General features: G+C 67.7%; 25 protein-coding genes and 1 pseudogene. 16 read left to right on the top strand and 10 right to left on the bottom strand.

All coding sequences use genetic code 11. The annotated features are described in order from the left end of the window. Positions 1–33 precede the first annotated feature (33 nt). The 3 genes from ABC319_RS04040 to ABC319_RS04030 all read left to right on the top strand — a co-directional run bounded on the left by ABC319_RS04040 (position 34) and on the right by ABC319_RS04030 (position 1,493). Complete coding sequence (locus ABC319_RS04040) at positions 34–474, top strand: DNA polymerase III subunit chi (RefSeq protein ID WP_413068997.1); 441 nt, start codon at positions 34–36, stop codon at positions 472–474. Between the two features lie 75 nt (positions 475–549). Beyond that, positions 550–972 carry a nucleoside-diphosphate kinase gene (ndk, locus tag ABC319_RS04035; RefSeq protein ID WP_413068996.1) on the top strand — a complete coding sequence of 141 codons (423 nt, stop codon included), beginning with the start codon at positions 550–552 and terminating at the stop codon, positions 970–972. Next, positions 972–1,493, top strand: coding sequence for a GNAT family N-acetyltransferase (locus ABC319_RS04030; protein WP_413068995.1), 522 nt, complete (start codon positions 972–974; stop codon positions 1,491–1,493). Before ndk ends, ABC319_RS04030 begins: the two co-directional genes overlap by 1 nt. Positions 1,494–1,498: 5 nt before the next feature. Here ABC319_RS04030 and ABC319_RS04025 read toward each other — a convergent pair whose 3' ends face one another. Genes ABC319_RS04025 through purM form a run of 4 tightly spaced genes read right to left on the bottom strand, consistent with a single transcriptional unit; the run spans position 1,499 to position 4,125 of the window. After that, positions 1,499–2,104 carry a hypothetical protein gene (locus ABC319_RS04025; RefSeq protein ID WP_413068994.1) on the bottom strand — a complete coding sequence of 202 codons (606 nt, stop codon included), beginning with the start codon at positions 2,102–2,104 and terminating at the stop codon, positions 1,499–1,501. Beyond that, a complete protein-coding gene (locus tag ABC319_RS04020; protein WP_413068993.1) occupies positions 2,101–2,466 on the bottom strand; it encodes an MmcQ/YjbR family DNA-binding protein in 366 nt (121 codons plus the stop codon). The genes ABC319_RS04025 and ABC319_RS04020 overlap by 4 nt, the downstream gene beginning before the upstream one ends. Beyond that, positions 2,463–3,026 carry a phosphoribosylglycinamide formyltransferase gene (gene purN, locus ABC319_RS04015; RefSeq protein WP_413068992.1) on the bottom strand — a complete coding sequence of 188 codons (564 nt, stop codon included), beginning with the start codon at positions 3,024–3,026 and terminating at the stop codon, positions 2,463–2,465. The genes ABC319_RS04020 and purN overlap by 4 nt, the downstream gene beginning before the upstream one ends. Beyond that, positions 3,019–4,125, bottom strand: a complete 1,107-nt coding sequence (gene purM, locus ABC319_RS04010) for a phosphoribosylformylglycinamidine cyclo-ligase (protein ID WP_413068991.1) — start codon at positions 4,123–4,125, stop codon at positions 3,019–3,021. Before purM ends, purN begins: the two co-directional genes overlap by 8 nt. Before the next feature lie 64 nt (positions 4,126–4,189). Between purM and ABC319_RS04005 the strand changes: the two genes are divergently transcribed. From ABC319_RS04005 to ABC319_RS03990, 4 genes are read left to right on the top strand one after another with little or no spacing between them, the layout of a single operon-like run. Next, positions 4,190–5,407, top strand: a complete 1,218-nt coding sequence (locus tag ABC319_RS04005) for a heavy-metal-associated domain-containing protein (RefSeq protein ID WP_413068990.1) — start codon at positions 4,190–4,192, stop codon at positions 5,405–5,407. Beyond that, complete coding sequence (locus tag ABC319_RS04000; RefSeq protein ID WP_413068989.1) at positions 5,407–6,042, top strand: HdaA/DnaA family protein; 636 nt, start codon at positions 5,407–5,409, stop codon at positions 6,040–6,042. The genes ABC319_RS04005 and ABC319_RS04000 overlap by 1 nt, the downstream gene beginning before the upstream one ends. Continuing rightward, entirely contained in the window at positions 6,039–8,195 is a 2,157-nt protein-coding gene (locus tag ABC319_RS03995; RefSeq protein WP_413068988.1) for an RNA degradosome polyphosphate kinase, read from the top strand. Before ABC319_RS04000 ends, ABC319_RS03995 begins: the two co-directional genes overlap by 4 nt. Continuing rightward, positions 8,192–9,679 (top strand): Ppx/GppA phosphatase family protein, encoded by a 1,488-nt coding sequence (locus tag ABC319_RS03990; protein ID WP_413068987.1) that lies wholly within the window; start codon positions 8,192–8,194, stop codon positions 9,677–9,679. Before ABC319_RS03995 ends, ABC319_RS03990 begins: the two co-directional genes overlap by 4 nt. 34 nt (positions 9,680–9,713) lie before the next feature. Here ABC319_RS03990 and ABC319_RS03985 read toward each other — a convergent pair whose 3' ends face one another. After that, positions 9,714–9,998: an I78 family peptidase inhibitor gene (locus ABC319_RS03985; protein ID WP_413068986.1), complete on the bottom strand. Its 285-nt coding sequence runs from the start codon at positions 9,996–9,998 to the stop codon at positions 9,714–9,716. Beyond that, positions 9,995–11,170 (bottom strand): ribonuclease D, encoded by a 1,176-nt coding sequence (rnd, locus tag ABC319_RS03980; RefSeq protein ID WP_413071605.1) that lies wholly within the window; start codon positions 11,168–11,170, stop codon positions 9,995–9,997. The genes ABC319_RS03985 and rnd overlap by 4 nt, the downstream gene beginning before the upstream one ends. Positions 11,171–11,340: 170 nt before the next feature. On the opposite strand from rnd, the gene aspS reads away from it, so the two are divergent. Continuing rightward, positions 11,341–13,167, top strand: coding sequence for an aspartate--tRNA ligase (gene aspS / locus ABC319_RS03975; protein WP_413068985.1), 1,827 nt, complete (start codon positions 11,341–11,343; stop codon positions 13,165–13,167). 50 nt (positions 13,168–13,217) lie between these two features. Here aspS and ABC319_RS03970 read toward each other — a convergent pair whose 3' ends face one another. Continuing rightward, positions 13,218–13,847 (bottom strand): carbonic anhydrase, encoded by a 630-nt coding sequence (locus ABC319_RS03970; protein ID WP_413068984.1) that lies wholly within the window; start codon positions 13,845–13,847, stop codon positions 13,218–13,220. A 189-nt stretch (positions 13,848–14,036) separates the two neighbouring features. Here ABC319_RS03970 and lipA point away from each other — a divergent pair, with 189 nt between their 5' ends. Continuing rightward, positions 14,037–14,981 (top strand): lipoyl synthase, encoded by a 945-nt coding sequence (gene lipA, locus ABC319_RS03965; RefSeq protein WP_413068983.1) that lies wholly within the window; start codon positions 14,037–14,039, stop codon positions 14,979–14,981. A 7-nt stretch (positions 14,982–14,988) separates the two neighbouring features. Next, positions 14,989–15,459, top strand: coding sequence for a type II toxin-antitoxin system RatA family toxin (locus tag ABC319_RS03960; RefSeq protein WP_413068982.1), 471 nt, complete (start codon positions 14,989–14,991; stop codon positions 15,457–15,459). Here the strand turns inward: ABC319_RS03960 and ABC319_RS03955 are convergent. The 3 genes from ABC319_RS03955 to ABC319_RS03945 are packed head-to-tail and all read right to left on the bottom strand — an operon-like array spanning position 15,408 to position 17,597. Next, entirely contained in the window at positions 15,408–15,923 is a 516-nt protein-coding gene (locus ABC319_RS03955) for a CinA family protein (protein ID WP_413068981.1), read from the bottom strand. The genes ABC319_RS03960 and ABC319_RS03955 overlap by 52 nt on opposite strands. A gap of 10 nt (positions 15,924–15,933) precedes the next feature. Next, entirely contained in the window at positions 15,934–16,455 is a 522-nt protein-coding gene (locus ABC319_RS03950; RefSeq protein ID WP_413068980.1) for a hypothetical protein, read from the bottom strand. Further along, positions 16,452–17,597, bottom strand: a complete 1,146-nt coding sequence (locus ABC319_RS03945) for a bifunctional 2-C-methyl-D-erythritol 4-phosphate cytidylyltransferase/2-C-methyl-D-erythritol 2,4-cyclodiphosphate synthase (protein ID WP_413068979.1) — start codon at positions 17,595–17,597, stop codon at positions 16,452–16,454. Before ABC319_RS03945 ends, ABC319_RS03950 begins: the two co-directional genes overlap by 4 nt. 85 nt (positions 17,598–17,682) lie before the next feature. Between ABC319_RS03945 and dusB the strand changes: the two genes are divergently transcribed. The 6 genes and pseudogenes from dusB (at position 17,683) to ntrX (ending at position 24,845) form a co-directional block, all read left to right on the top strand. After that, positions 17,683–18,681, top strand: coding sequence for a tRNA dihydrouridine synthase DusB (gene dusB / locus ABC319_RS03940; RefSeq protein ID WP_413068978.1), 999 nt, complete (start codon positions 17,683–17,685; stop codon positions 18,679–18,681). After that, on the top strand, positions 18,668–19,726 hold the full coding sequence (locus tag ABC319_RS03935; RefSeq protein WP_413068977.1) for a two-component system sensor histidine kinase NtrB: 1,059 nt from the start codon (positions 18,668–18,670) through the stop codon (positions 19,724–19,726). Before dusB ends, ABC319_RS03935 begins: the two co-directional genes overlap by 14 nt. Next, entirely contained in the window at positions 19,723–21,171 is a 1,449-nt protein-coding gene (ntrC, locus tag ABC319_RS03930) for a nitrogen regulation protein NR(I) (RefSeq protein WP_413068976.1), read from the top strand. Before ABC319_RS03935 ends, ntrC begins: the two co-directional genes overlap by 4 nt. Positions 21,172–21,227: 56 nt before the next feature. Beyond that, positions 21,228–22,294: pseudogene (locus tag ABC319_RS03925) on the top strand (HAMP domain-containing protein); the annotation flags it as partial. Positions 22,295–22,333: 39 nt separating this feature from the next. Continuing rightward, positions 22,334–23,467 carry a sensor histidine kinase gene (locus ABC319_RS03920; protein WP_413071604.1) on the top strand — a complete coding sequence of 378 codons (1,134 nt, stop codon included), beginning with the start codon at positions 22,334–22,336 and terminating at the stop codon, positions 23,465–23,467. Between the two features lie 4 nt (positions 23,468–23,471). Beyond that, a complete protein-coding gene (gene ntrX, locus ABC319_RS03915) occupies positions 23,472–24,845 on the top strand; it encodes a nitrogen assimilation response regulator NtrX (RefSeq protein WP_413068975.1) in 1,374 nt (457 codons plus the stop codon). Positions 24,846–24,890: the final 45 nt, after the last annotated feature.

Raw genomic sequence — 24,890 nt, 5'->3', positions numbered from 1 at the left:
GACGACCTCGTCCGATCACGCTAGGCCGGGCCGATGCAGGTAGACTTCTATCATCTGACGGTCACGCCGCTCGACCGCGCCCTGCCACGGATCGCCGAGCGGATCATCGCCGGCGGCGACCGGCTCCTGATCGTGGCGGAAGGGGCGGAACAGCGGCATCATCTCGACCGGCTGCTCTGGAGCTATGCGGCGGACAGTTTCCTGCCGCACGGCGAGGCGGGCGCGCCGGACGCTGGCGACCAGCCGATCCTGATCGGCGATACTCCGGCGGCTGCCAACGGTGCCCGTCACATCGCGATGGTCGACGGCTTCTGGCGCGACGAGGCGCTGGCATTCGATCGCGCCTTCCACTTCTTCGACGACGATCGCATTCAGGAGGCACGGCTTGCCTGGAAGGCGCTGTCCGTGCGGGACGGCGTCGAGCGGCGGTACTGGAAGCAGGGCGACACGGGTCGCTGGGAACAAGCAGCCTAGTTGCCAATCCCCGTCCCTGCGACTAGGGCGGCGCGCATTCCGAAAGCCCTCAATCCACAGGAGCCCGTGACCGTCATGGCCGCGAACCGTACCTTTTCGATCATCAAGCCCGATGCCACCCGCCGCAACATCACCGGCGCCGTTACCAAGATGCTGGAGGAGGCCGGTCTGCGCGTCGTCGCGTCCAGGCGCATTCAGATGAGCCGGGAGCAGGCCGAGGGCTTCTATGCCGTTCACCGCGAACGTCCGTTCTTTAATGATCTGGTCGAGTTCATGATCTCCGGCCCCGTCGTCGTGCAGGTGCTGGAGGGCGAGAACGCCATGCAGCGCAACCGCGACATCATGGGCGCGACCAACCCCGCCAATGCTGAACCCGGCACCATCCGCAAGGAACTGGCGGAATCGATCGAGGCGAATACCGTCCACGGCTCGGACTCGGACGAGAATGCCGAGATCGAGATCGCCTATTTCTTCAAGCCCGAAGAGATCGTCGGCTGATGACCGACTGGCGGCTGCGGCGCGCGTCCCCGGCGGACGGGCCCGCGGTCGCGCTGGTCGCGGCGGCGAGCTTTCTCGAGACCTTTGCCGGGATCCTGCCGGGGGCCGACATCGTCGCGCATCTCGCGAACAAGAGCTCGCCGGCGGCCTTCGCCGCATGGGCGGATGATCCGGGCAGCGCAGTGACCCTGGCCGAGCATGTCCGGGGTGGCGCGCCGGTCGGCTACACCGTGCTGACCGCGCCGGACGAGGTCGGCGACACCGGCCCCGGCGATATCGAGCTACGTCGCATTTACACGCTGTCGCCGACCCGGGGCACCGGTTTGGGCGCGGCGCTCATGGAAAGGGCACTGGACGACGCGCGGGCGCTGGGCTCGACACGCATGCTGCTCGGCGTATTCGCGCGCAACCACCGTGCCTGCGCCTTCTACGAGCGGCATGGCTTCGCGATCGCCGAACGGCGCCGCTTCAAGGTCGGCGAAACCTGGCACGACGACCTGGTCTACGCCCGCCCGATCTGAACGCGTCAGACCTTCGGCTTCTCTCGCGCCCACGCCGCATCGAGTTGCGCCTGCGTGCCGCCGCGCTGGCGAAGGCGCAGCCCCTGCAACGACAGCGTCCGGCCGCGCAGCATCCGTCCCTCGGTCTTCCAGACGACATCGTAGATGCCCGTCGCGGTCCGCGCGGTGTCCCCGTCCCAGTAGCGGACGGTCAGCAGGATCGGCAGTCGTCCCGCCCGTTCGTCGGCGCCGCCGTCGGTCAGTGCCAGCAGCTGGTCCGAAAACCATCCCGCGTCGATCGCCGGGTCGCCCGACGGGCGTTGGGTGGCGATGGCGAGAGGCCGGGGAAAGGCGACGACTGCATCCGACAGGTCGTGGCGCTCGTCCTTCAATGCCAGGGTTCGCCCGCCATCCTCGACCGTCGCCGCCAGTTCGACGCGCGCTTTCTCGCGCGCCTCCGCAGTCTGTGCCGCCGTCTTGTCCGCCTGATCGGCCCGCCGGTCCGACCAGTTCATCCAGAGCGTCAGCGCCCCGATCAGCAGCCCGGCCACCGCCACGATTTCGGCCAGCGAGACCCAGCGCCGCCGCGTTGCCGCTGCTTCCCTGCGCTCCTGCGGGGTCTCGCCGCTCATCGCCCGCCTGCTTCCAGCAGACGCTGCGGTGCAGCCAGTTCCCAGCTGCGTGCGATACGATCCTCGACCAGCGCCCAGTCCGGATCGGTGGACAGGTCGATGCTCACCCAACCGGCGGGGCCCAGATAGGCGGGACGGCTATAGGTTTCCGGCGCGCTGTCGATCAGCATCGCCTGCTCGTCGCTGCCGCTGGTCCGCACGCAGACGACCAGCCTGCCGTCACCATGGTGATCGTCGCGCAGCTGCGCGAACTGTCGATCGGCGACGAAGAAGGTCGGCTGTCCGTGGCTGACCCTCTCCTCCACCTCGGGAAGAAGCAGGGCGAGATCGCGGACGCGGCGAAGGGCAGTGTCATCGGTCATCGGTTCACGAACTCCGCCAGTATCCGGGGATATAACGCGTGCTCGGCGTCGAGGACGCGCGCCGCCAGCGAGGCGGATGTTTCGTCGGCAAGGATCGGCACTTCGGCTTGCCCCAGTACCGCGCCGCCATCCAGCTCCTCGGTCACGACATGTACCGAACAGCCGGCGACGGCGTCGCCCGCCACGATCGCGCGCTGGTGGGTGTCGAGACCCTTGTACTTCGGCAGCAGCGAGGGATGGATATTCAGGATGCGGCCGCGCCAGCGCGCGACGAAGTCGTCGGACAGCAGCCGCATATATCCGGCGAGCGCGATCACCTCGACGCCGGAACGCAGCATCTCTGCATCCATCGCCGCTTCGTAAGCGGGCTTGCCGATGCCCTTCGGCGAGAGGGCGAACGTCGCGATCCCGCGCGCCTGCGCCCATTCGAGGCCGGGGGCATCCGGCTTGTCCGATGCGACCAGCACGACCTCATAACCCCGCGCCTGCTCGACCAGGGCCATCATGTTCGATCCGCGTCCCGAAATCAGGATGCCGACCCTGGTCGGGCGGTCAGCCATGGTGCGTCGCCGACCAGTCGGCGCGCGCACTCCACGTCTCGGCCGACCCCCGCACGGTGCAGCCGCGCGTTCCCGCCTCGACCTGCCCGATCCGGAATACCGTCTCGCCCGCTTCCTCGAGGGCCGTCGTCACGGCGTCGACACGCTCCGGCGAGACGACGGCGACCATTCCTACGCCCGTGTTGAACGTGCGGGCCATTTCCTCCGGCTCGATTCGGCCCTGCGCTTGCAGGAACGCCATCAGCCGCGGCAGCGGCCACGCATCGGCGTCGATGACGGCATGGACATCCGTCGGCAGCACGCGCGGTACATTCTCGAGAAGGCCGCCGCCGGTGATGTGCGCCAGCCCGTTGATCGCGCCCGTCCGCAGCAAGGGCAGCAGGCTGGCGACATAGATGCGCGTCGGCGCCATCAGCGTGTCGATCAGCAGCCGGTCCTGATCGAACAACGCCGGCCGGTCGAGCTTCCAGCCGAGGTCGCTCGCGAGTCGCCGCACCAGCGAGAAGCCATTGGAGTGCACGCCAGTCGACGCCAACCCCAGGATCGCGTCGCCCGGCGAGATGCGGTCGCCGCTCAACAGACGCTCCCGCTCGACCGCGCCGACGCAGAACCCGGCCAGGTCGTAATCGCTCGGCGCGTACATGCCCGGCATCTCCGCCGTCTCGCCGCCGATCAGCGCGCAACCCGCCTGTCGGCATCCCTCGGCGATCGATGCGATCACCCGCTCCGCGATGCCCGCCTCCAGCTTGCCGCTGGCGTAATAATCCAAAAAGAACAGCGGCTCCGCACCCTGAACGATCAGATCGTTGGCGCACATCGCGACCAGATCGACGCCAACGCCCTCGTGCCGGTCCCATTCGATCGCCAGCTTCAGCTTGGTGCCGACCCCGTCGTTGGCGGCGACCAGCAGGGGGTCGGTGAAGCCCGCCGCCTTCAGGTCGAACAGACCGCCGAATCCACCAAGGTCGGCATCCGCGCCCGGTCGCCTGGTCGACCGGGCAAGCGGTGCGATGGCGCGTACCAGCGCGTTGCCCGCGGCGATCGAAACGCCCGCATCGGCATAGGTGTAGGAGGTCGCTGCGTCGTCGTTCTGGCTCATGACCGATGCGCCTACCGATATCGCGCTTGGATTTCCACGCCCGCTTCTGCAAAAGGCGCCTCGCATGCGCCGCTCGTCGATCGTCCTCGTCGCCATCGCGGCTTTTGCCGCGGGTAGCGCCACGCTCGCCCAGATCGAGGGTGGCAGCCGCGGCATCGCGCCCGTCGACGGCGGCGGCGCGTTCGAGGTCGGCGGCGTCATCGTGGACGTCGGGGGCAAGACCGCGGAAACCGCGCGTCTGGCCGGCTGGCGGCTGGCGCAGCGCAAGGCGTGGGTGCAGCTGTCGCGCCGCTTGGGTGGTGGCGGCGCGCTGGTGTCCGACGGTACGCTGGACCAGCTGGTGTCAGGCATCGTCGTCGAGAATGAGCAGATCGGCCCGAATCGCTACATCGCCAGGCTGGGCGTTCTGTTCGATCGAAACCGGGCCGGCTCGCTGCTCGGCATCGCCCCCAATGCCGATCGGTCGCTGCCGATGCTGGTGCTGCCGGTGCAGTGGTCGGCCGGCGTCGGCCAGATCTTCGAGGCGCGGTCGGAATGGCAGCAGGCCTGGGCCCGGTTCCGCACCGGCAACAGCACGGTGGATTACGTCCGTCCCGCGGGTACCGGGCCTGACTCGCTCCTGCTGAACCTCGGCCAGGTCACCAGGCCGGGCCGGGGCTGGTGGCGGACGATCATCGATCAATATGGCGCCGCCGACGTGCTCGTTCCCAGCGTGCGGCTGTTCCGGCAATGGCCCGGCGGCCCGGTCATCGGCGTGTTCCAGGCTCGGCACGGCCCCGACGACGAGGTGCTGGGCAGCTTCACCCTGCGCGTCGGCAGTACCGAGGGCATTCCGCAACTGCTCGACGTCGGTGTCGGCCGCCTCGATGCGCTTTACCAGCAGGCCTTGCGTCAGGGTCGGCTGGGTACGGATCCGTCGCTGTCGCCGCCTCCCGACCCGAACGCGACGCCAACGCCCGTGCCCGAGGCGGAACTGCTGGCCGAGAGCGGGGAGGCGGCCGGGCTGGCCGTATCCACCGGCACCACCTTCACCGTCCAGTACGATACGCCCGGCGTGACGAGCGTCGCCAACACCGAGGCGCTCGTCCGCACGATACCCGGCGTCCGCAGCGCCGCGACCAGCAGTCTGGCGCTGGGCGGCGTGTCGCTGATGCGGGTGGTGATCGACGGCGATCCCGCCGCTCTGCAACGGGAACTGGAGGCGCGCGGCTATCAGGTCGGCGCGTCGGGCACGACGCTGCGCATCCGTCGCGCCGCTTCCGCCGAGGACGGTCCGGGCTGATGAGCCAGATGGCGCTGCCGCTCGCCCAGCCGACGGAGCCCGGCGATGCTGCGTTCTTGGTCACGCCGTCCAACGAGGCGGCGGTGCGGACGCTTGAGGGGTGGCGCGACTGGCCGGTCGGCACCGCCTTGCTGGTCGGCCCGCCGCGGTCCGGGCGCAGCACCCTCGCCCGGTTGTTCATGCAGCGTACCGGTGGCCGGGTGATCGACGACGCGGCCGGGGAGGCGGAGGAGACGCTCTTCCACGCGTGGAACGCCGCGCAGGAACGGCACCGTCCGCTGCTGCTTGTCGCTGCCGCCGCGCCGCCGATCTGGCCGGTCGCGTTACCCGATCTGCGCACGCGGCTGACCGCCAGTCCACTCGCCAGCATCGCTGCCCCCGACGACGCGCTCGCCAATGCGCTGCTCGCCCGTCACTTCGAGCGTCGCGGACTGCCCGCGCCGCCCGATCTCGTCGCATGGCTCGCCGCCCGTACGGAGCGCAGCCATGTCGCCATCGAACGGATCGTCGCGGCACTGGATCGCGCCTCGCTGGAACGACGACGGCGCCTGACCATTCCCCTGGCGAGATCGCTGCTGATCGAGGCCGGGCTGATCGATACCGGTCCGACGCCTGGCCATCTGGAGGACGCATGAACCGCCCCGCGCATATCGCACCCCTGGTGGCTGCCGACGACGACGATGCGGTCGCCGAGCCCAACGATCGCTATTTCAACCGCGAACTGTCCTGGCTCGCCTTCAACCGCCGCGTGCTGGAGGAGGCATGCAACGCCGCTCATCCCTTGCTGGAACGTCTGCGCTTCCTTTCTATCTGCGGGTCGAACCTCGACGAATTCTTCATGGTGCGGGTCGCCGGGCTGAAGGGGCAGCAGTCGCAGGATGTCGACCGTCGTTCCGCCGACGGGCTTACACCAGGGCAGCAGCTGGGCGCGATCATCGCCGAGGCCGATCGCCTGATGGAAAGCCAGCAGGCGGTCTGGGGCGACCTTCGCACATTGCTCGACGAGGCCGGCGTATGGGTCCTCCGGCGCGACGCGATCGACGACGATGCGAGCATCTGGCTGGAAGATCATTTCCGGCACCAGATCTTTCCGATCCTCACCCCGCAGGCGCTGGATCCGGCACACCCATTTCCCTTCATCCCCAACCGCGGATTGTCGGTGATCTTCGATCTGGAACGGGTGTCCGACGGTGAACCGATCCGTGAACTGGTGATGCTGCCCGCCACCACGCCCCGCTTCGTCCGCCTGCCGGGCGATGACGCGCGGTACGTCTCGATCGAGACGATCGTGAAGCGGTTCGCTCCCCTGATCTTTCCGGGCTACGTCGTGAACGGCGCCGCGGCGTTCCGCGTATTGCGCGACAGCGACATCGAGATCGAGGAGGAAGCGGAGGACCTCGTCCGCTACTTCGCCAAGGCGATCAAGCGCCGCCGCCGTGGCCGCGTCATCCGGCTGGAGCTCGAGACGGGCATGCCCGACGCTCTCGCCACCGTGTTGAAGGGCGAACTGGGCGGAGCGGACGCCATCATCACCGAAAGCGGCCATCTGCTCGGCATCACCGATCTCGACGCGCTGGTCGACGAGGATCGGCCGGACCTCAAATTCCCGCCGATGACGCCGCGCTTTCCCGAACGCATCCGCGAATTCGACGGCGACTGTTTCGCCGCGATCAGCGCCAAGGACATCGTCGTCCATCACCCGTACGAGTCGTTCGAGGTGGTGATCGCGTTCCTGAAACAGGCGGCCGCCGACCCGGACGTCATCGCAATCAAGCAGACGCTGTATCGTGCCGGCAAGCAGTCCGCCGTCATCAACGCGCTGGTCGCCGCTGCCGAGGCCGGCAAGTCGGTGACTGCAGTCGTCGAATTGAAAGCGCGGTTCGATGAGGAACAGAACCTGCTCTGGGCCTCGCAGCTGGAGCGCGCCGGCGTGCAGGTCGTCTATGGCTTCATCGACTGGAAGACGCATGCCAAGGTGTCGATGGTCATCCGGCGCGAGAATGGCCGCGTGCGGACCTACTGCCACTTCGGCACCGGCAACTATCACCCGGTCACTGCCAGGATATACACGGACCTCAGCTATTTTACCGCCGATCAGGCGCTGGGCCGCGATGCGGCGCAGATGTTCAACTACGTCACCGGCTATGTCGAGCCACGCGACATGCACTGCATCAGCCTGTCGCCGCTGGGGCTGCGACGCCGGCTGACCAGCCTGATCGACGACGAAATCGCGGCAGCCCGGGCCGGCAAGCCCGCGGCGATCTGGGCGAAGATGAACTCGCTGGTCGATTCCGCCATCATCGACAAGCTGTACGAGGCGAGCGAGGCCGGCGTGCAGATCGACCTCATCATCCGGGGCATCTGCTGCCTGCGACCGCAGGTGACCGGCCTGTCGGAGAATATCAGGGTCAAATCGATCGTCGGCCGTTTCCTCGAACACAGCCGTATCTGGGCGTTCGGTGCAGGCAAGGCGCTGCCCAACGATGGCGCCAAACTGTTCATCTCGTCGGCGGACTGGATGCCGCGCAACTTCGACCGGCGGGTCGAATACATGTTGCCGATCACCAATCGAACGGTTCACGACCAGATCCTCGATCAGGTGATGGTCGCCAACCTGCTCGATGACGAGCAGAGCTGGATCTTGGGTCCAGACGGCGAATATACCCGCATCGTCCCCGGCGAGCGGCCGTTCAACCTGCATCGCTATTTCATGACCAATCCTTCGCTCTCTGGCCGGGGGGCGGCGTTGGAGAAGGTGCCGACGCTGCTGCTGCGGACGATTTCATGAGCCTGCTCGGCCGGCTGGTGGGCGACGGTTCCGCCAGATCCGCGACGCCCCGGATTGCGATCATCGACATCGGCTCGAATTCCGTACGCCTCGTCGTCTATCAGGGGCAGCGGCGCGTTCCCGCCGTGTTGTTCAACGAGAAGGTGATGGCGGGGCTGGGGCGGGGGCTCGCCGCCACCGGCAGCATCGATCCTGCGGCGCTGGCGCTCGCCAACCAGTCGCTCGCCCGATTCGCCGCCGTGGCGCGCGAGATGGAGGTTGAAACAATCCGCACGGTGGCGACCGCGGCGGTGCGCGACGCCGAGAACGGCCATATGCTGATCTCCGCCGCGGAAGCACTGGGCCTGCGGGTCGAGATACTGACCGGCGAGCAGGAGGCGATGGCGGCCGGGCTGGGCGTGCTGTCGGGGATCCCCGATGCGGACGGCATCGTCGGCGATCTGGGCGGTGGCAGCCTGGAACTGGTGCGGGTTCGCGCCGGCAGCGTCGAGGATCGCGTCTCGTTCCCGCTGGGCGTTCTGCGCATCGCCGGCACGCGTGGCAAGCCGCTCGACCGCAAGGTCACCCGTCTGATCGAGGACGCCGGCTGGACGGGTCGCGGGGCGGGCCTTCCCCTTTATCTGGTCGGCGGGTCGTGGCGAGCGCTGGCGCGGCTGGACATGGCGCAGTCCGACTATCCCCTGCCGATCGCGCACCAGTATCCGCTCCCACCGGAGACGATCTTGCGGCTGGGCCGCAGCGTGTCGCACCTCGCAAAGGCGAAGCTGCGCGCCGTCTCGGGTCTTTCCTCGGCGCGGGCCGGGACGCTGGCCGACGCTGGGGCACTGCTCGGTGTACTGGTCCGCCGTCTGGGAAGCCGGACGACGATCGTCTCCGCTTACGGCCTGCGTGAGGGGCTCCTCTACGAGGCGCTCGATAAGGCGACGCGGGCGCTCGACCCGCTGATCGTTGCCGCGCGCGAGGAAGGCCGCATCCTCGGCCGCTTCCCGGAACATGGCGATCTGCTCGACCGATGGATCGCGCCGCTGTTCGCCGCCGAGCCGGCTGAACTGGCGCGTATTCGCCACGCTGCCTGTCTGCTGGCCGATGTCGGCTGGCGCGCCAATCCGGAGTTTCGTGCCGAACGCGGGTTGGAAATCGCGCTCCACGGCAATTGGGTCGCGATGGAGGCGGCGGAACGGGCGATGCTGGCACAGGCGCTGTTCACCAGTCTGGGCGGAGGCACGGCGATCGCCGATCCGCTGCAGAGGCTGGCGGGTGCCGACGAACTCCGACGGGCTGTCGTCTGGGGGCTGGCGATGCGGCTGGGCCAGCGTCTGTCGAGCGGCCTGGCTGGCCCGCTGACGCGCTCCTCGCTCGCATTGAGCGAGGGTGCCGTCACCCTGATCCTGAAGGCGGCCGACCGTCCGCTCTACGCCGAGACGACCGAGCGGCGGCACGTGGCGCTGGCAAACGTCATGAACCGGAAACCGGCGCTGGGCTGAGGCAAGGCCGGCTTTCGGTGAACGGCTTTCGGCCTTAGCCGCAGCGAAGCCCGCTAACCTGCCCGTTGTCGTCGAGCATGATGTTCAGCCTGTCTTCCCGGTAATCCATCGTCGCGGCATCGTCCGGCCGCAGGATCCGTACGGTACGGGCGTTCGCCCCCCGCTGGATGGCGTCGCGCATATCCATGTTGAACTTGACCCCGGCAAGCCGCATCCGCATCGCCTCGTCGACGACGCACGGTCCGCGCGTCAATTCGACCGGAGCCGTCGGCGTGCATCCTGCGGCCAGCAACAGGCCGGCGATAAACCGCGTCTTCATGCCACTTCCTCCGCGCGGGTCATCGTCAATCGACCACCCTTGACCGTGAAACCCAGTCGGCCCTCAACCAGATCCACCGCATCCCGCCCGAACTGATCGTATCGCCACCCCTCCAGCATCGGCAGTCCCTTGCGGGTGCCGGCTGCCAGCGCCTCCAGCTCGTCGCTCCGGGCGAGCAGCTTCGAGGCGACATCGATGTCGCGCGCCCGGATCTTCAGCAGCAGTTTCAACAGGTCGGCGACCAGCGATCCGTCCTTGCCCAACCCGGGCTTGCGATCGTCGCGCGGCGGCAGCTCGTCGGCCGACAGTGGCTCCGCGCCGTCCAGCGCCGCCATCAGGCGGCCGCCGATGTCGTTGCCCGCCCATGTCGCAGACAAGCCGCGGACCTTCGCCAGATCGGACTGCTTCCGCGGCGGATTTCCCGCCAGATCGCCGAGCGTCTCGTCCTTGACGATGCGGCCGCGCGGCAGATCCTTCGCCTGTGCCTCCAGCTCGCGCCACCGCGCCAGCGCCTTCAGCCGGCCCAGTACCTCGGGCTTGCGGCTGGAAATGCGGACCCGTTTCCACGCCAGATCAGGCTCGTTGGCATAGTTCGCGGGATCGGCCAGCCGCTCCATCTCCTGGTCCAGCCACGCGCCCCTCCCGGTGGTGCGCAGCCGTTCCAGCATCTTGGGGAAGATGCGCGCCAGGTGCGTCACGTCGCCGATCGCATATTCGATCTGCCGGGCGTCCAGGGGCCGCCGCGACCAGTCGGTGAAACGCGCTCCCTTGTCGACCTGGATGCCCAGCCAGCTGTCGACCAGGTTCGAATACCCGATCTGCTCGCCCTGTCCCAATGCCATCGCCGCGACCTGCGTGTCGAACAGCGGGTGGGGGGTCTTGCCGGTCAAGTTGTAGACGATCTCGATGTCCTGCCCGCCCGCATGGAAGACCTTCAGCACGTCCTCATTCTCGGTGAGCAGTTGCAGCAGCGGCGTCATGTCCAGCCCCGGCGCCAGCGGGTCGATCGCCGCCGCTTCCTGTGTGTCGGCGATCTGGATGAGGCACAGTTCGGGCCAATAGGTGCTTTCCCGCATGAACTCGGTGTCGACCGCGACGAAGTCTGCCTCGGAAAGCCGGGCGCACAGATTGGCGAGGGTGGCGCTGTCGGTAATGAGCGGGTGGATATGCATCGCCATCCCATAGACTGCCCGCGCGGCTTGACAAATAGGGGGCGGGAAGGGGATGCGCCTCGCCATTGCCCTCCACGTCACCCCAGTCCTGATCCGGGATCCTGCTTCTGCTCGGTGACGAGACGCGGGGCTCCGGCACCCGGCCGGGATGACGAAGAAAGACGAATGCTATGCACGCCTATCGCTCCCACACCTGCGCCGCGCTGACCGCGGACGATGTCGGCACCACCGTCCGTCTGTCGGGCTGGGTGCATCGCAAGCGCGATCATGGCGGCGTGTTGTTCGTCGACCTGCGCGACCATTACGGCATCACCCAGATCGTCGCCGACAGCGATTCGCCCGCGCTTCCGGCGCTGGAATCCCTGCGTGCCGAGTCGGTCGTGACGATCGACGGCGTCGTGAAGGCCCGGTCGGAGGCGACGGTGAACGGCAACCTCGCGACCGGCGAGATCGAGGTATTCGCCCAAGCCATCACGATCCAGTCCGCCGCCGCCGAGCTGCCGATGCCGGTCGCCGGCGATGCGGAATATCCCGAGGACATCCGCCTCCGCTATCGCTTCCTGGATCTGCGCCGCGAGCGGCTGCACGCGAACATCATGCTGCGATCGAAGGTGATCTCATCAATCCGCCGGCGGATGATCGAGCAGGATTTCACCGAGTTCCAGACGCCGATCCTGACCGCGTCATCGCCCGAGGGCGCGCGCGACTATCTGGTGCCCAGCCGTGTCCATCCCGGCAAGTTCTACGCGCTGCCGCAGGCGCCTCAGATGTTCAAGCAGCTGCTGATGGTGGCCGGCTTCGACCGCTACTTTCAGATCGCGCCGTGCTTCCGCGACGAGGATGCCCGTGCCGACCGGTCGCCCGGCGAATTCTATCAACTCGATTTCGAGATGAGCTTCGTCACCCAGGAGGATGTCTTCCAGGCGATCGAGCCCGTGCTGCACGGCGTGTTCGAGGAGTTCGCCGACTGGCAGGGCAAGGGTCGGCAGGTTTCCGCCTTGCCGTTCAAGCGCATCCCCTACCGCGAATCGATGCTGAAATACGGCAACGACAAGCCCGACCTGCGCAATCCGATCGTCATCAGCGACGTGTCCGGGCAGTTCGCCGGCTCCGGCTTCGGCCGTTTCGCCTCCATCGTCGAGGCGGGCGATGTCGTCCGCGCCATTCCTGCGCCCGCCACGGCCGACAGGAGCCGCAAGTTCTTCGATGACATGAACGCTTGGGCGCAGGGCGAGGGGTTCGCCGGTCTCGGCTACGCGACCCGCAAGGGTGGCGAGTGGGGCGGGCCGATCGCCAAGAACCATGGCGAGGACAAGATGACCGCGATGGCCGATGCGCTCGGCCTCGGTCCCGATGACGGCCTGTTCTTCGCTGCCGGGAAAGAGGCGCAGGCTGCCCGGCTCGCGGGGCTCGCCCGTACGCGTGTGGGCGAGACTCTGGGATTGATCGACCAGAACCGGTTCGAGTTCTGCTGGATCGTCGACTTTCCGATGTTCGAGTATGACGAGGACAACAAGAAGGTCGACTTCAGCCACAATCCCTTCTCCATGCCGCAAGGGGAGATGGAGGCGCTGGAGACAAAGAATCCGCTCGATATCCTCGCCTATCAGTACGATATCGTCTGCAACGGCGTGGAGCTGTCGTCCGGTGCGATCCGGAACCACAAACCGGAGATCATGTACAAGGCGTTCGAGATCGCCGGTTACACCCAGGCAGATGTGGACCAGAATTTCGCGGGCATGATCAATGCATTCAAGTGCGGCGCCCCGCCGCACGGCGGATCGGCGCCCGGCATCGACCGCATGGTCATGCTGCTCGCCGGCGAGCCCAATATCCGTGAGGTCGTGGTGTTCCCGATGAACCAGCGCGCCGAGGACCTGATGATGGGCGCGCCGAACTTCGCCACGCCCCGGCAGCTGCGGGAATTGAATCTCCGCTCGACCGCGGTCGAGGCGAAGAAGGACGTCGACAAGGCCGTCTCACCTTCGGCAGGGTGACGGTCGGATGGAGCGGGGCGCCGGCTGCCGGCGCCCCGCCCCGCTGAAATTCAGGCGGATTCGAACTGGCCGCTGTCCTGCATCACGCGCAGCTTGCCGTCCGCAATTGCGAAGACGGCGCCATGAATCTTCAATTCGCCGGCATCGAGTGCCTTCTGGATGAATGGGAAGGTCTTCAGGTTCTCGATCGAGACCTTCACGCCTTCCTGCTCCAGCGCGCTCTGACCCTCCGGGCCGGTACCGTACTGCTCGGCGACCCGGTCGCGCGCGTCGTCGAGCAAGCCGATCCACTCGGCGACGAACCCGCCCTCGCCGGGCTTGGCATCGGCCAGGCTGCGGGTCAGCGCGGCGTTGATGCCGCCACAGGCGCCGTGCCCCAGGATGACGATCTCGCTCACCTTCAGCTTGGTGACAGCGAACTCGACCGCCGCCGACACGCCGTGCAAGCCGCCCGATTCGTCGAAAGGCGGCACGAGGTTGGCGACGTTGCGTACCACGAACACCTCTCCCGGGCGGCTGCCGAAGATGGTCGCGGGATCGACCCGGCTGTCGGAGCAGGCGATCACCATCACCTTGGGGGACTGGCCCGTGGCCAGTTCGCTCCAGCGTTCTTTCTCCTCCAGCCATTCCGTGCCCCGGAACTTGTAATAGCCGTCGATCAGGTTGGAGAAGTCGGTCATCGAATTCATTGCTCCATGTATGTACGGCCGAACCGGCCCATCATCACCGAACTGCCCGCGCGGCGGGCCGTTCCATGATCTGCGACAGGTCGATACCGCAGTGCGACGGAACATGACAAGTCTGTCATGTTTGTTGGGGAAAGTCGCACGTGCCGTGACATTCGTCCCGCACGGCCCTATCTCGCCGGCATGAACGACATGACGCCGCTCGCCCGTCCGGAACGCCTCCGGAAGCCCGACTGGATCCGCGTAAAAGCGCCTACGTCTGAAGGTTTCGCTGCGACGCGCGCATTGATGCGCTCTAAGAGCCTGACGACCGTGTGCGAAGAGGCGGCGTGCCCGAACATCGGCGAGTGCTGGACCAAGAAGCACGCGACGGTCATGATCCTGGGCGACACCTGCACCCGCGCCTGTGCGTTCTGCAACGTGAAGACCGGCATGCCGCGCGCGGTGGATGCGATGGAGCCGCAAAACGTTGCCGACGCGGCGGCCCAAATGGGGCTGAGCCACATCGTCGTCACCTCGGTCGATCGCGACGACCTGCCCGACGGCGGCGCGTCGCAGTTCGTCAAGGTCATCCAGGCGATCCGTCGCAGCAATCCCGCGACGACGATCGAGATCCTGACGCCCGATTTCCGCAACAAGGCGCAGGCAGCGATCGAGTCGATCGTCGAGGCACGGCCCGACGTCTACAATCACAATCTGGAAACGGTGCCGCGGTTGTATCCGACGATCCGTCCCGGTGCCCGCTATTACGCGTCGCTGCGCCTGCTCGAGAGCGTGAAGCGCCACGATCCGTCGATCTTCACCAAATCGGGCGTCATGCTCGGCCTGGGCGAGGAGCGGCTGGAGGTGCATCAGGTGATGGACGACATGCGTTCCGCCGACATCGATTTTCTGACGATGGGGCAGTATCTGCAGCCGACGCCCCGCCACGCGAAGGTGGCCGAGTTCGTGACGCCCAAGGCGTTCGATGCCTACGCCGGGATCGCCCGCGCCAAAGGATTTCTGCTGGTCGCGTCCTCGCCGCTTACCCGGTCCAGCTATCATGCCGGTGACGATTTCCAGCGGTTGCGCGCCGCCCGGGATGCGAAGCTGGGCCGCTCCTCGGTAACGGCGTCCGTGCCGGCGTAACGCCTTTATGCCCCAGCATCAGGAAACCCGCCATCTGCCGTACACGCCCGAGCAGATGTTCGATCTGGTCGCGGATGTCCGGCGCTATCCGGAATTTCTGCCCTGGGTGACTGCGATGCGGGTGCGCAAGGACGGGGATACCGAAACGCTTGCCGACATGATCGTCGGCTTCAAGGGCCTGCGCGAGACGTTCACCAGCCGGGTCGAGAAGCATCGGCCGGAGCGGATCAGCGTCGATTACGTCGACGGCCCCTTGAAATATCTGCGGAACGATTGGCGCTTCCGTCCCGAACCGGGTGGTTGCGCGGTCGACTTCTCGGTCGATTTCGCGTTCAAGAATCGTGTGTTCGAGATGCTGGCGGGGCAGGTGTTCGGCCAGGCGCTGCGGCGGATGATCGGTGCGTTCGAGACGCGCGCCGCGGCCCTTTACGGGGCAGGGGGCGGCAGCAGCAGTTCGAGTGCGCACAGCGCCGCCTGAAGCCGTATCTCGCCGCGCCCGGCCAGCGGATCGAACTGGCGTCGATCGGCATGGACGTTGGACGGATCCGCACCCTTCTCCGCCACCGCGAAGACGACCGTGCCGACCGGCTTCTTCTCCGATCCGCCGCCCGGCCCGGCGACTCCCGTGATCGCCACGGCCACATCGGCGCCTGTCGCCTCCTGCACGCCGCGCGCCATGCTCCAGGCGACCGCGACCGATACCGCGCCGAACGTCTCCAGCACGTCGCGACTGACCTTCAGCAACGAAGATTTCGCTTCGTTGGAATAGGTGACGACCGATGCCTCCAGCACGTCGGACGATCCCGGCACCTCGGTCAGCGCGGCGGCTACCAGGCCGCCGGTGCAGCTTTCCGCCACTGCGATCCGGCGGCCGGCAGCCCGGTTCTCCTCGACCACCCGGCGGGCCAGGTCGATCAATGCGGGCGGGAGCAGCGTGTCCATCACCATTTCCTCAGCGGGCCGGACATAGCGGCAATTGCGGCACCGCTGCCTTGCCGGCGCGTGCCTTGTCGACCTTCAGGTAGCGCAGTACCGTCACGATCACCGATGCGGTATTGCGCGGCGGCATTGGCTCCAACTGGGTGACCAGACGGTCGATCGTGCCGCAATCCGCCAGATCGATGCGTCCGACGATCTGCGGCACCACCACGCTGGCGATCACGGGGCGGGCATAGTCGGACTGCAGCAGCAACTCGACCGCAGGGTCGCTCAGCTGCGCGATCGCACTGCGTGCCGCAGGCCACGCACGGTCCGCGGCCGATTGATACCGGGCAAGCAGATCGCTGGCCGGACTGCGGATCAGGCTGGCGTCGGGCAGCCGAGCGGCACAAACCCGACCGGTCTCGCGAATGATCTCGGGCAGGGCGACCAGCGCCAGCGATTCGGCCTCCGCATCGGTGACGCAGCGGCGCTGCGCCGCCGCCGGCTGCGCGACCAGCACCAGCATGGCCAGCGTCCCGACGACGCGCATCATCGTGCCTGCTCCGGCAGGCTGATCGTGGCGATCGCTTGCGTTGCAATACCCTCCTCGCGACCGGTGAAGCCGAGCCGCTCGGTCGTCGTCGCCTTCACGCTCACCCGTGAAGGGTCGATGTTCAGGATAGCCGCGATCCGGGCAGTCATCGCCGCCCGATATGGGCCGATCTTGGGTGCCTCGCACATGATCGTCATGTCGACGAAGTCGATCCGGCCACCCTTCTCCGCGATCAACGTCGCCGCATGGCGCAGGAACTGGTCGGAGGCGGCACCACGCCATTGCGGGTCGCTGGGCGGGAAATGGGTGCCGATATCGCCGGCGGCGATGGTGCCGAGCAGCGCATCGGTCAGCGCGTGCAGCACCACGTCGGCATCCGAATGCCCGGACAGGCCATGGTGGTGCGGGATCAGCAGCCCGCCTAGCCATAATTCCTCGCCTGCCTCCAGCCGATGGACGTCGAACCCGCTCGCCGACCGGCTTTCCCAGCGAACACGGGCCTCCGCCGCCGCGAAGTCTTCCGGATACGTGACCTTTTCCAGCATCGGATCGCCCTGCACCAACTCGACGCGCCCGCCAAGCGCCCGTACCATCTGCGCATCGTCGCTCGCGTCTTCCGCCGCGGGCCAGGCCGCATGCGCCCGGGCGAGGGTCGCCCTGCGGAAACCCTGCGGCGTTTGTACCCGGTGCAATCCGCCGCGCGGCACCAGTGTTCCGTCGTCGCGGTTCAGCGTGTCGACGACCGGCAGTGTCGGGACCGCGCCATCGGCGATGTCCAGCGCGCCCATCACTCGCTCGATCACCGCCCGCGGCACGAACGGTCGCGCGGCATCGTGGATCAGCACCCGCTCGACCGACTGGTCCAGCGCTTCCAGCCCGATCCGTACCGTCTCCAGTCGCGAGGCACCTCCGACGGCCACCCATGCGTCCTCGCCCAGGATCGCTCGTGCCGCCGTCTGCTGTCCCTCCGCCACCAGAACCAGCACCGTGCCGATCGCCGGATGATCGGCCATGCATCGATACGCATGCGCCAGCAGCGGCCGGCCAGCTATGGAGGCGAACTGTTTGGGCAGATCGCCTCCCGCGCGCAGGCCCTGGCCGGCGGCGACGATGATGGCGGCGGTGCGAGGGGCGGTGTTCATGGCGGCGGCGCCTAGCGCGCCCCGCCTCGGCTTGCCAGCACCCGGAGCAAAGGGTAGGGACCCTGCCTGTTTTTCGGGCAAATAGATGCGCACACTCTCTCCCATCCAGGTCGGCCCCGTCCGGATCGAATGTCCGGTGGTGCTCGCACCCATGACCGGCGTCACCGACATGCCGTTCCGCACGCTGGTCCGGCGCTACGGCTCCGGGCTGAACGTCACCGAGATGATCGCCAGCCAGGCCGCGATCCGCGAAACGCGCCAGTCGATCCAGAAGGCCGCATGGCACCTGTCGGAGGAGCCGGTCTCGATGCAGCTGGTCGGCTGCACGCCGTACGAAATGGGCGAGGCGGCGAAGCTGGCCGAGGATCGCGGCGCCGCCATTATCGACATCAACATGGGATGTCCGGTCCGCAAGGTCACCAATGGTGACGCCGGCTCCGCGCTGATGCGCGATCCGGTACTCGCCGCCGACTTGGTCCGTGCGGTGGTGAAGGCGGTGGCGGCACCGGTGACGCTGAAGATGCGCATGGGCTGGTGCCACGACAGCCTGAACGCACCCGAACTCGCCCGCATCGCCGAGGATCTCGGCGTCCAGCTGATCACCGTCCACGGCCGCACCCGCAACCAGATGTACAAGGGCCAGGCGGACTGGCGATTCATCGCGCAGGTGAAGGAGGCGGTGTCGATCCCGGTGATCGTCAACGGCGACATCTGCTCGATCGAGGATGCGGAGGCCGCGCTGGACCAGTCGGGTGCCGATGGCCTGATGATCGGTCGCGGTGCCTATGGCCGGCCCTGGCTGCTCGGTCAGGTGATGACCTGGCTGACCGATGGACGCCGGGTCTCCGACCCAGATCTCGACGAGCAGTACCGCACCATCGTCGAGCATTACGATGCGATGCTGTCGCATTACGGCAGCTTCACCGGCGTAAACATGGCCCGCAAGCATATCGGCTGGTACACCAAGGGGCTGCCCGGCTCCGCCGAGTTCCGCAACGCCGTCAACCAGGAGCCCGATGCCGCACGGGTGAAGGCGATGCTGGCCGAGTTCTACGCACCCTGGCGCCGCCTTGCCGCAGCCTGATCGGTCGCATCGTGGCCGCCCCGGCTTTGCGGAGCTGTTTTCCGCCATGCCGGTCGCGGTGCTGGTTATCGACCCGGACGATCGGATCGCCCACGCCAATGCCGTCGCCGAGCAGATGCTGTACGTGTCCGAGCGGCTGATGGTCGGCCAGCCGCTTGCCGCCATCCTGCCGCCGCCCCAGGGGTTGGAGGCGCGCGATGGCTTCGGCTTCGCGGTCTACGATACCGAGATCGAGACGGTGCGCGGTGTCCGCATGCGCGTCGATTTCGTCGAGACCGGCATCTCCGATCATCCCGGCTGGCACGTCGTCACCCTGCACAATGCGGCCAGTTCGCGGCGGCTGGCGCAGTCCAGCGACCGGTCGTCCGGAGCCCGTGCAGCGGTGGGGGCGGCGGCGATGCTCGCCCACGAAATCCGGAATCCGCTTTCCGGCATCCGTGGCGCGGCGCAGTTGCTGGGAGCCGGGGAACTCACCCGCCTGATCACGACCGAGGTGGATCGAATCGCCGGCCTGATCGACCGGATGCAGGAGTTCGGCGACACCCGGCCGCTGCCGCTGGCAGGCGAGAATATCTATCCGCTCCTGGCACATGTCCGGGGCGTCGCGCTGGCGGGGTTCGCACGGGGCGTCAGGATCGACGAGCGCTACGATCCCTCGCTGCCGCTCGCGTTGGTCAACCGCGACGCGCTGACCCAGGTTCTCATCAATCTTCTGAAGAACGCGCGCGAGGCCGTTCGGGGGGAACGCAATCCGTTGCTGACGATCACCACCGGCTACCGCCACGGCATCACCCGGTCGGAGGGTGGGTTGCGGGTCCCCCTGCCGATCGAGATCTGCGTCATCGACAACGGACCCGGCGCGCCGGCGGATATCGTCGAGCATCTGTTCGACCCCTTCGTGTCGGGCAATCCCGAGGGACAGGGCCTCGGCCTTTCGCTGGTCGACAAGCTGGTCCGCGACATGGGCGGCATGGTCCAGTATGCGCGCGAAGGCGAGCCGGCCGCCACCGTCTTCCGCCTTCTGCTGCCCCGGGCCGCGACATGAGCACCATTCTGGTCTGTGACGACGATGCCGCGATCCGCATGGTCGTGGCACAGGCGCTGCGCCGTGCCGGGCACAGTGTCACCACGGCGGACAGCCTTACCCAGCTAGATCGCCAGCTTGCGGCCGGTGCGCCGGACGTGCTGATCAGCGACGTCGTCCTGCCCGACGGCGACGGCATCGACCGGATGCGTGAGGTGGCGGAACGGTTTCCGACGCTGCCGGTCATCATCCTGTCCGCGCGCAACACCCTGACCACCGCGGTCCGCGCGGCGGAGGTCGGCGCTTACGAATATCTGCCCAAGCCGTTCGACCTCGACATCCTGGTTCAGGCGGTCGCCGGCGCGCTCGCCCGCAGCGGCGGCACGGCAGAGCCGGAGCAGGCGGCAGAGGAAGCGTTGCCACTGATCGGTCGCTCGCCGGCGATGCAGGACGTGTACCGGGTGATCGCCCGCGTGGTGTCGAACGACCTGACCGTGCTGGTCTCGGGCGAATCGGGCACCGGCAAGGAACTGGTCGCCCGCGCCGTCCACGATCTCGGCACCCGCCGGACCGGGCCGTTCGTTGCGATCAACATGGCCGCCATCCCGCGCGAGCTGATCGAGGCGGAGCTGTTCGGGCACGAACGCGGCGCCTTCACCGGCGCTGCCGCCCGCACATCCGGCCGGTTCGAGCAGGCCGGCGGCGGCACGCTGTTCCTCGACGAGATCGGCGACATGCCGCTGGAGGCACAGACCCGGCTGCTCCGCGTCCTCCAGACCGGTGAGTTCACCACGGTCGGCGGCACCCGCACGATCCGGGCGGACGTCCGCATCGTCGCCGCGACCAATCGCGACCTGACCGATCAGGTGCGGACGGGCCAATTCCGCGAGGATCTGTTCTACCGCCTCAACGTCGTACCGATCGCGTTGCCTGCACTTCGTGAGCGGCGACAGGATGTCGCGCTCCTCGCCCAGCATTTCCTCGCCTCCGCGGCCGAGCAGGGGCTGCCCCGCCGGCGGTTGTCGCCGGATGCGGTCGGCGTGCTCGAGGCGCATGACTGGCCGGGCAACGTCCGCGAGCTCGAGAACCTCATGCGCCGCCTTGCCGTGCTGGCGCGGGACGAGGTGATCGACGGTGACGGCGTCCGCCTGATGCTCGGCACCGCCGCCGCGGATACGGTCACGCCCGATGGCGGGATCGATGCGGCGGTACGCGCCCTGATCGAACGCGTCGGCCGGGAACGTCCCGGCGCGCTTGATGATGGTTCGCTGTACGAGCGGGTGATCGGCGAAGTAGAACGACCCTTGATCCTGGCGATGCTGGCGCGTCACGGGCAGAACCAGCTGCGTGCCGCCAGGGCATTAGGCATCAATCGCAACACCTTGCGCAAACGGCTCGATGTGCTGGGCATTGATCCGGCCCGCGACCAGTCGCGCGAGGCGCCCGCCCGCGGGACGAAAAGCTGACCGCTACGTGAATTATGTGGTTTTAATGCAACAATGGAGGCTGTACGGCGGCGTCGATGATCGCCAGCGCGGCCCCATCCCGAAGCGATGACGCCCTCGAACGGCGCTTCACGGTCACGCCGGCTGTGGAGCTGTCGGTGCTGGTCATCGCTATCGCGATCGCCGTCGCCAGCTACGCGCTCCTGTCCCGGCTCGACGATCCCCAGCGATTGATCCCGCCGCCGTTCGTGGCGCTGCTGCTGATCGCCAACCTAGTCCCCGGCATCCTCCTGCTGATGTTGCTGGGCCGCCGTATCGCCCGTCGCCGCGCTGCCCGGTCGCCGGTTGGGGGGAGGGCAGGCTGCATGTGCGGCTCGTCGCGCTGTTCTCCGTCGTGGCGGCGGTGCCGATGCTGCTCGTCACCATCTTCGCGTCGCTGCTGTTCCAGTACGGTGTGCAGTTCTGGTACTCGGATCAGGCGCGCGGCATGATCAACAACGCGACCGAGCTGGCGACCACCGCTTATCAAATGAGCCTGGAGCGCTGGACCGGCGAGGCGACGGCGATGGCGAGCGATCTGGCCGATGGCCTGTCCGCGATGTCGCCCGACTCGCGCCAGTTCCAGGAATATTTCGCCCGGCAGGTGTACAACCGCAACCTGAACGAGGCAGCAATCTATTATGCGGGCGCGCGCAATGGCGTGCAGACGATCGCGCTGGTCAATCCCTACGACCGCGATCTCAGCCAGGTCATCGATGCCGGCAAGATCGCCGCGCTGATGCGGGGGCAGGCGTTCGTGGTGACCGATACGGGCCAGCGGATCCAGGTGGTCACCCGCTTGCCCGGTGTCGAGAACGCGTATCTCTACGCCGGACGGTTCAGCAATCTTCGCTTCATGAACCAGCAGTCGGTCCGCGCGCGTACGGTGCTGCAGGATTACCGTGCCCTGCTGGCGCGGGCGCGCAGCCTGCAGTTGCAGTTCAACGCGGCCCTGCTCGCCATCTCGTTCCTCATCGTCGGCATCGCGGTGTGGATCGCGCTGGCTGTCGCCGATCGTCTGGTCCGGCCGGTCGGCGAGCTGGTCGACGCCGCCCGTCGTGTCGCGGCGGGCGATCTGTCGGCCCGCGTTCCCGACCCGCGCAGCCGGGACGAGGTCGGCACGCTTGCCAACGCGTTCAACCAGATGACGGGGCGACTTCAGGAGCAGAATACGGAGCTGCGCACCGCCAACGATCAGCTGGAGAGCCGTCGCGCCCTGATCGAGGCGGTGATGGCCGGCGTGTCGGCCGGCATCATCGCCACCACGCCCGACCGTACGATCAGCATCGCCAACGCGTCGGCCGGCCGGCTGCTCGGCGCCAATGCCGACGGCGTCGTCGGTCGCGAGCTGCGCGATGTCGCGCCCGCGCTCGATGCGCTGGTCGGCGGTGGCGTGCGGGAGGCGGTCGTCGAGGTGGGGCAGGGTGCCGGTGCCCGGACGCTGGCGGTCCGCTGTGCCGAGATCGATCGCGGCCCGATCCTGACGTTCGACGACGTGACCCAGCAGCTCTCCGACCAGCGCCGCGCCGCCTGGGCCGATGTCGCCCGGCGCATCGCGCACGAGATCAAGAACCCGCTGACACCCATTCAGCTGGCCGCCGAACGGTTGCAGCGGCGTTATGGCAGCAAGATCGAGGCGGATGACGGCACCTTTCAGCGATTGACGGAGACGATCGTTCGTCAGGTCGGCGACCTGCGCCGCATGGTCGACGAATTCTCGTCCTTTGCCCGCATGCCCAAGCCGGTGTTCCGCAGCGAGGCGCTGATCGATACCGCCCGTCAGGTGATGTTCCTGCACGAGGTCGCGCATCCCGCCATCCGCTTCGAACTGGTCCATGCCGACACGGCGCCCAGCCTCGTCTGCGACCGGCGCCAGATCGGTCAGGCACTGACCAACATCGTCAAGAACGCTGTCGAAGCCATCGAAGCGAGGGGCGGGGAAGGCGGAGAGGTGGTGTTGACCCTGGCCGAGCCCTCGCCGGATCAGGTCGTGCTGACCGTAGCGGACGACGGCGTCGGCCTGCCCGAAGCGCGGGACCGGATCGTCGAGCCCTATATGACAACGCGGGCGCGGGGCACCGGCCTCGGCCTCGCCATCGTCAAGAAGATCGTCGAGGAGCATGGTGGCACGATCGCGTTCGCCGATCGCCCCGGCGGCGGTACGATCGTGACCATGACGTTCGATGCGGCGCGGCTCGCCTCGCTCGACCAAGGGGATCCCGAACCCGAGTTGGCAGGGGAGGGCCAACTCGCGGCACTCACACAGAATCGGACATGAACTGATGGCGTTAGACATTCTCGTAGTAGATGACGAGCTGGACATTCGTGAGCTTGTCGCGGGGGTGCTCGAGGACGAGGGGTACGAGACCCGCAGCGCCGCGGACAGCGATGCTGCGCTGGAGGCGATCGCCGCACGGCGGCCGTCGCTCGCGCTGCTCGACGTGTGGCTTCAGGGCAGCCGCCTCGACGGGCTTGAGCTGCTCGACGAGATCAAGCGCCGCGATCCGTCGATCCCGGTCATCGTCATCTCCGGCCACGGCAGCCTCGACACGGCGGTCGCGGCGATCCGCAAGGGCGCGGTCGATTTCATCGAGAAGCCGTTCGAGGCCGAACGCCTGCTGCTGATGGTGGAGCGCGCGACCGAGAGCGAGCGGCTGCGCCGCGAGGTCGCCTCGCTGCGCGCGTCGGTGGGTGGCGATGTCGACCTGACGGGTACGTCGGGGGCGATCAACGGCGTTCGTGCAACCCTGAAACGGGTCGCGGCCACCGGCAGCCGGGTGATGATCGTCGGCCCTGCCGGCGTCGGCAAGGAGGTCGCCGCCCGCCTGCTCCAGGGCTGGAGCCAGCGTGCCGCCGCTCCCTTCGTCATCGTCAGCGCTGCGAACATGGCGCCCGAACGCGTCGAGGAGGAGCTGTTCGGGATCGAGGAGGGGGGTGACCTGGTTCGTCCCGGCCTGCTCGAACAGGCCCATGGCGGCACGCTGTTCCTCGACGAGATCGCCGACATGCCGCTCGGAACCCAGGCACGCATCCTGCGCGTGCTGACCGACCAGAGCTTCACCCGGGTCGGCGGCAGCCGGGTGGTGAAGGTCGACGTCCGCGTCGTCTCCGCCACGGCGCGCGACCTGACCGACGAGATCGCCGCGGGGCGGTTTCGCGAGGATCTGTACTACCGCCTGAACGTCGTGCCGGTCCTGATCCCGCCGCTGGCCGACCGGCGCGAGGACATTCCCCCGCTCGTCCTGCACTTCCTCGGCCGCTACGCCGGAGAGCGCCGGGTGCCGGTGCCCGAGATCGCCGCCGACGCGATGGTCGCGCTGCAATCCTATGAGTGGCCGGGCAACGTCCGTCAGTTGCGCAACGTCGTCGAGCGCACCGTCATCCTCGCTCCCGGCGACCGGATCGGCCGGATCGACCTCGACATGCTGCCGGCCGAGGTGCTGGGCGGGGAAGGGGGCGGCGATCGCGGGGCCAGCGCAATCATGGGCGCCCCCTTGCGGGAGGCGCGCGAGACGTTCGAGCGGGAGTATCTGCGCGTTCAGATCCGGCGCTTCTCCGGGAACATCTCCCGCACGGCCAGCTTCATCGGCATGGAACGCTCCGCCCTCCATCGCAAGCTGAAGCTGCTCGGCATCACCGAGACGCGCGAGGATTGAGGAGCTTTCGGACCTAACCCATGGACGCCGCACCGCCGCATCCCT

The organism is Sphingomonas phoenicis, assembly GCF_047238005.1.
In the GTDB taxonomy this organism is placed as follows: domain Bacteria; phylum Pseudomonadota; class Alphaproteobacteria; order Sphingomonadales; family Sphingomonadaceae; genus Sphingomonas.
This window is presented reverse-complemented; position numbering and strand designations above follow the sequence as displayed.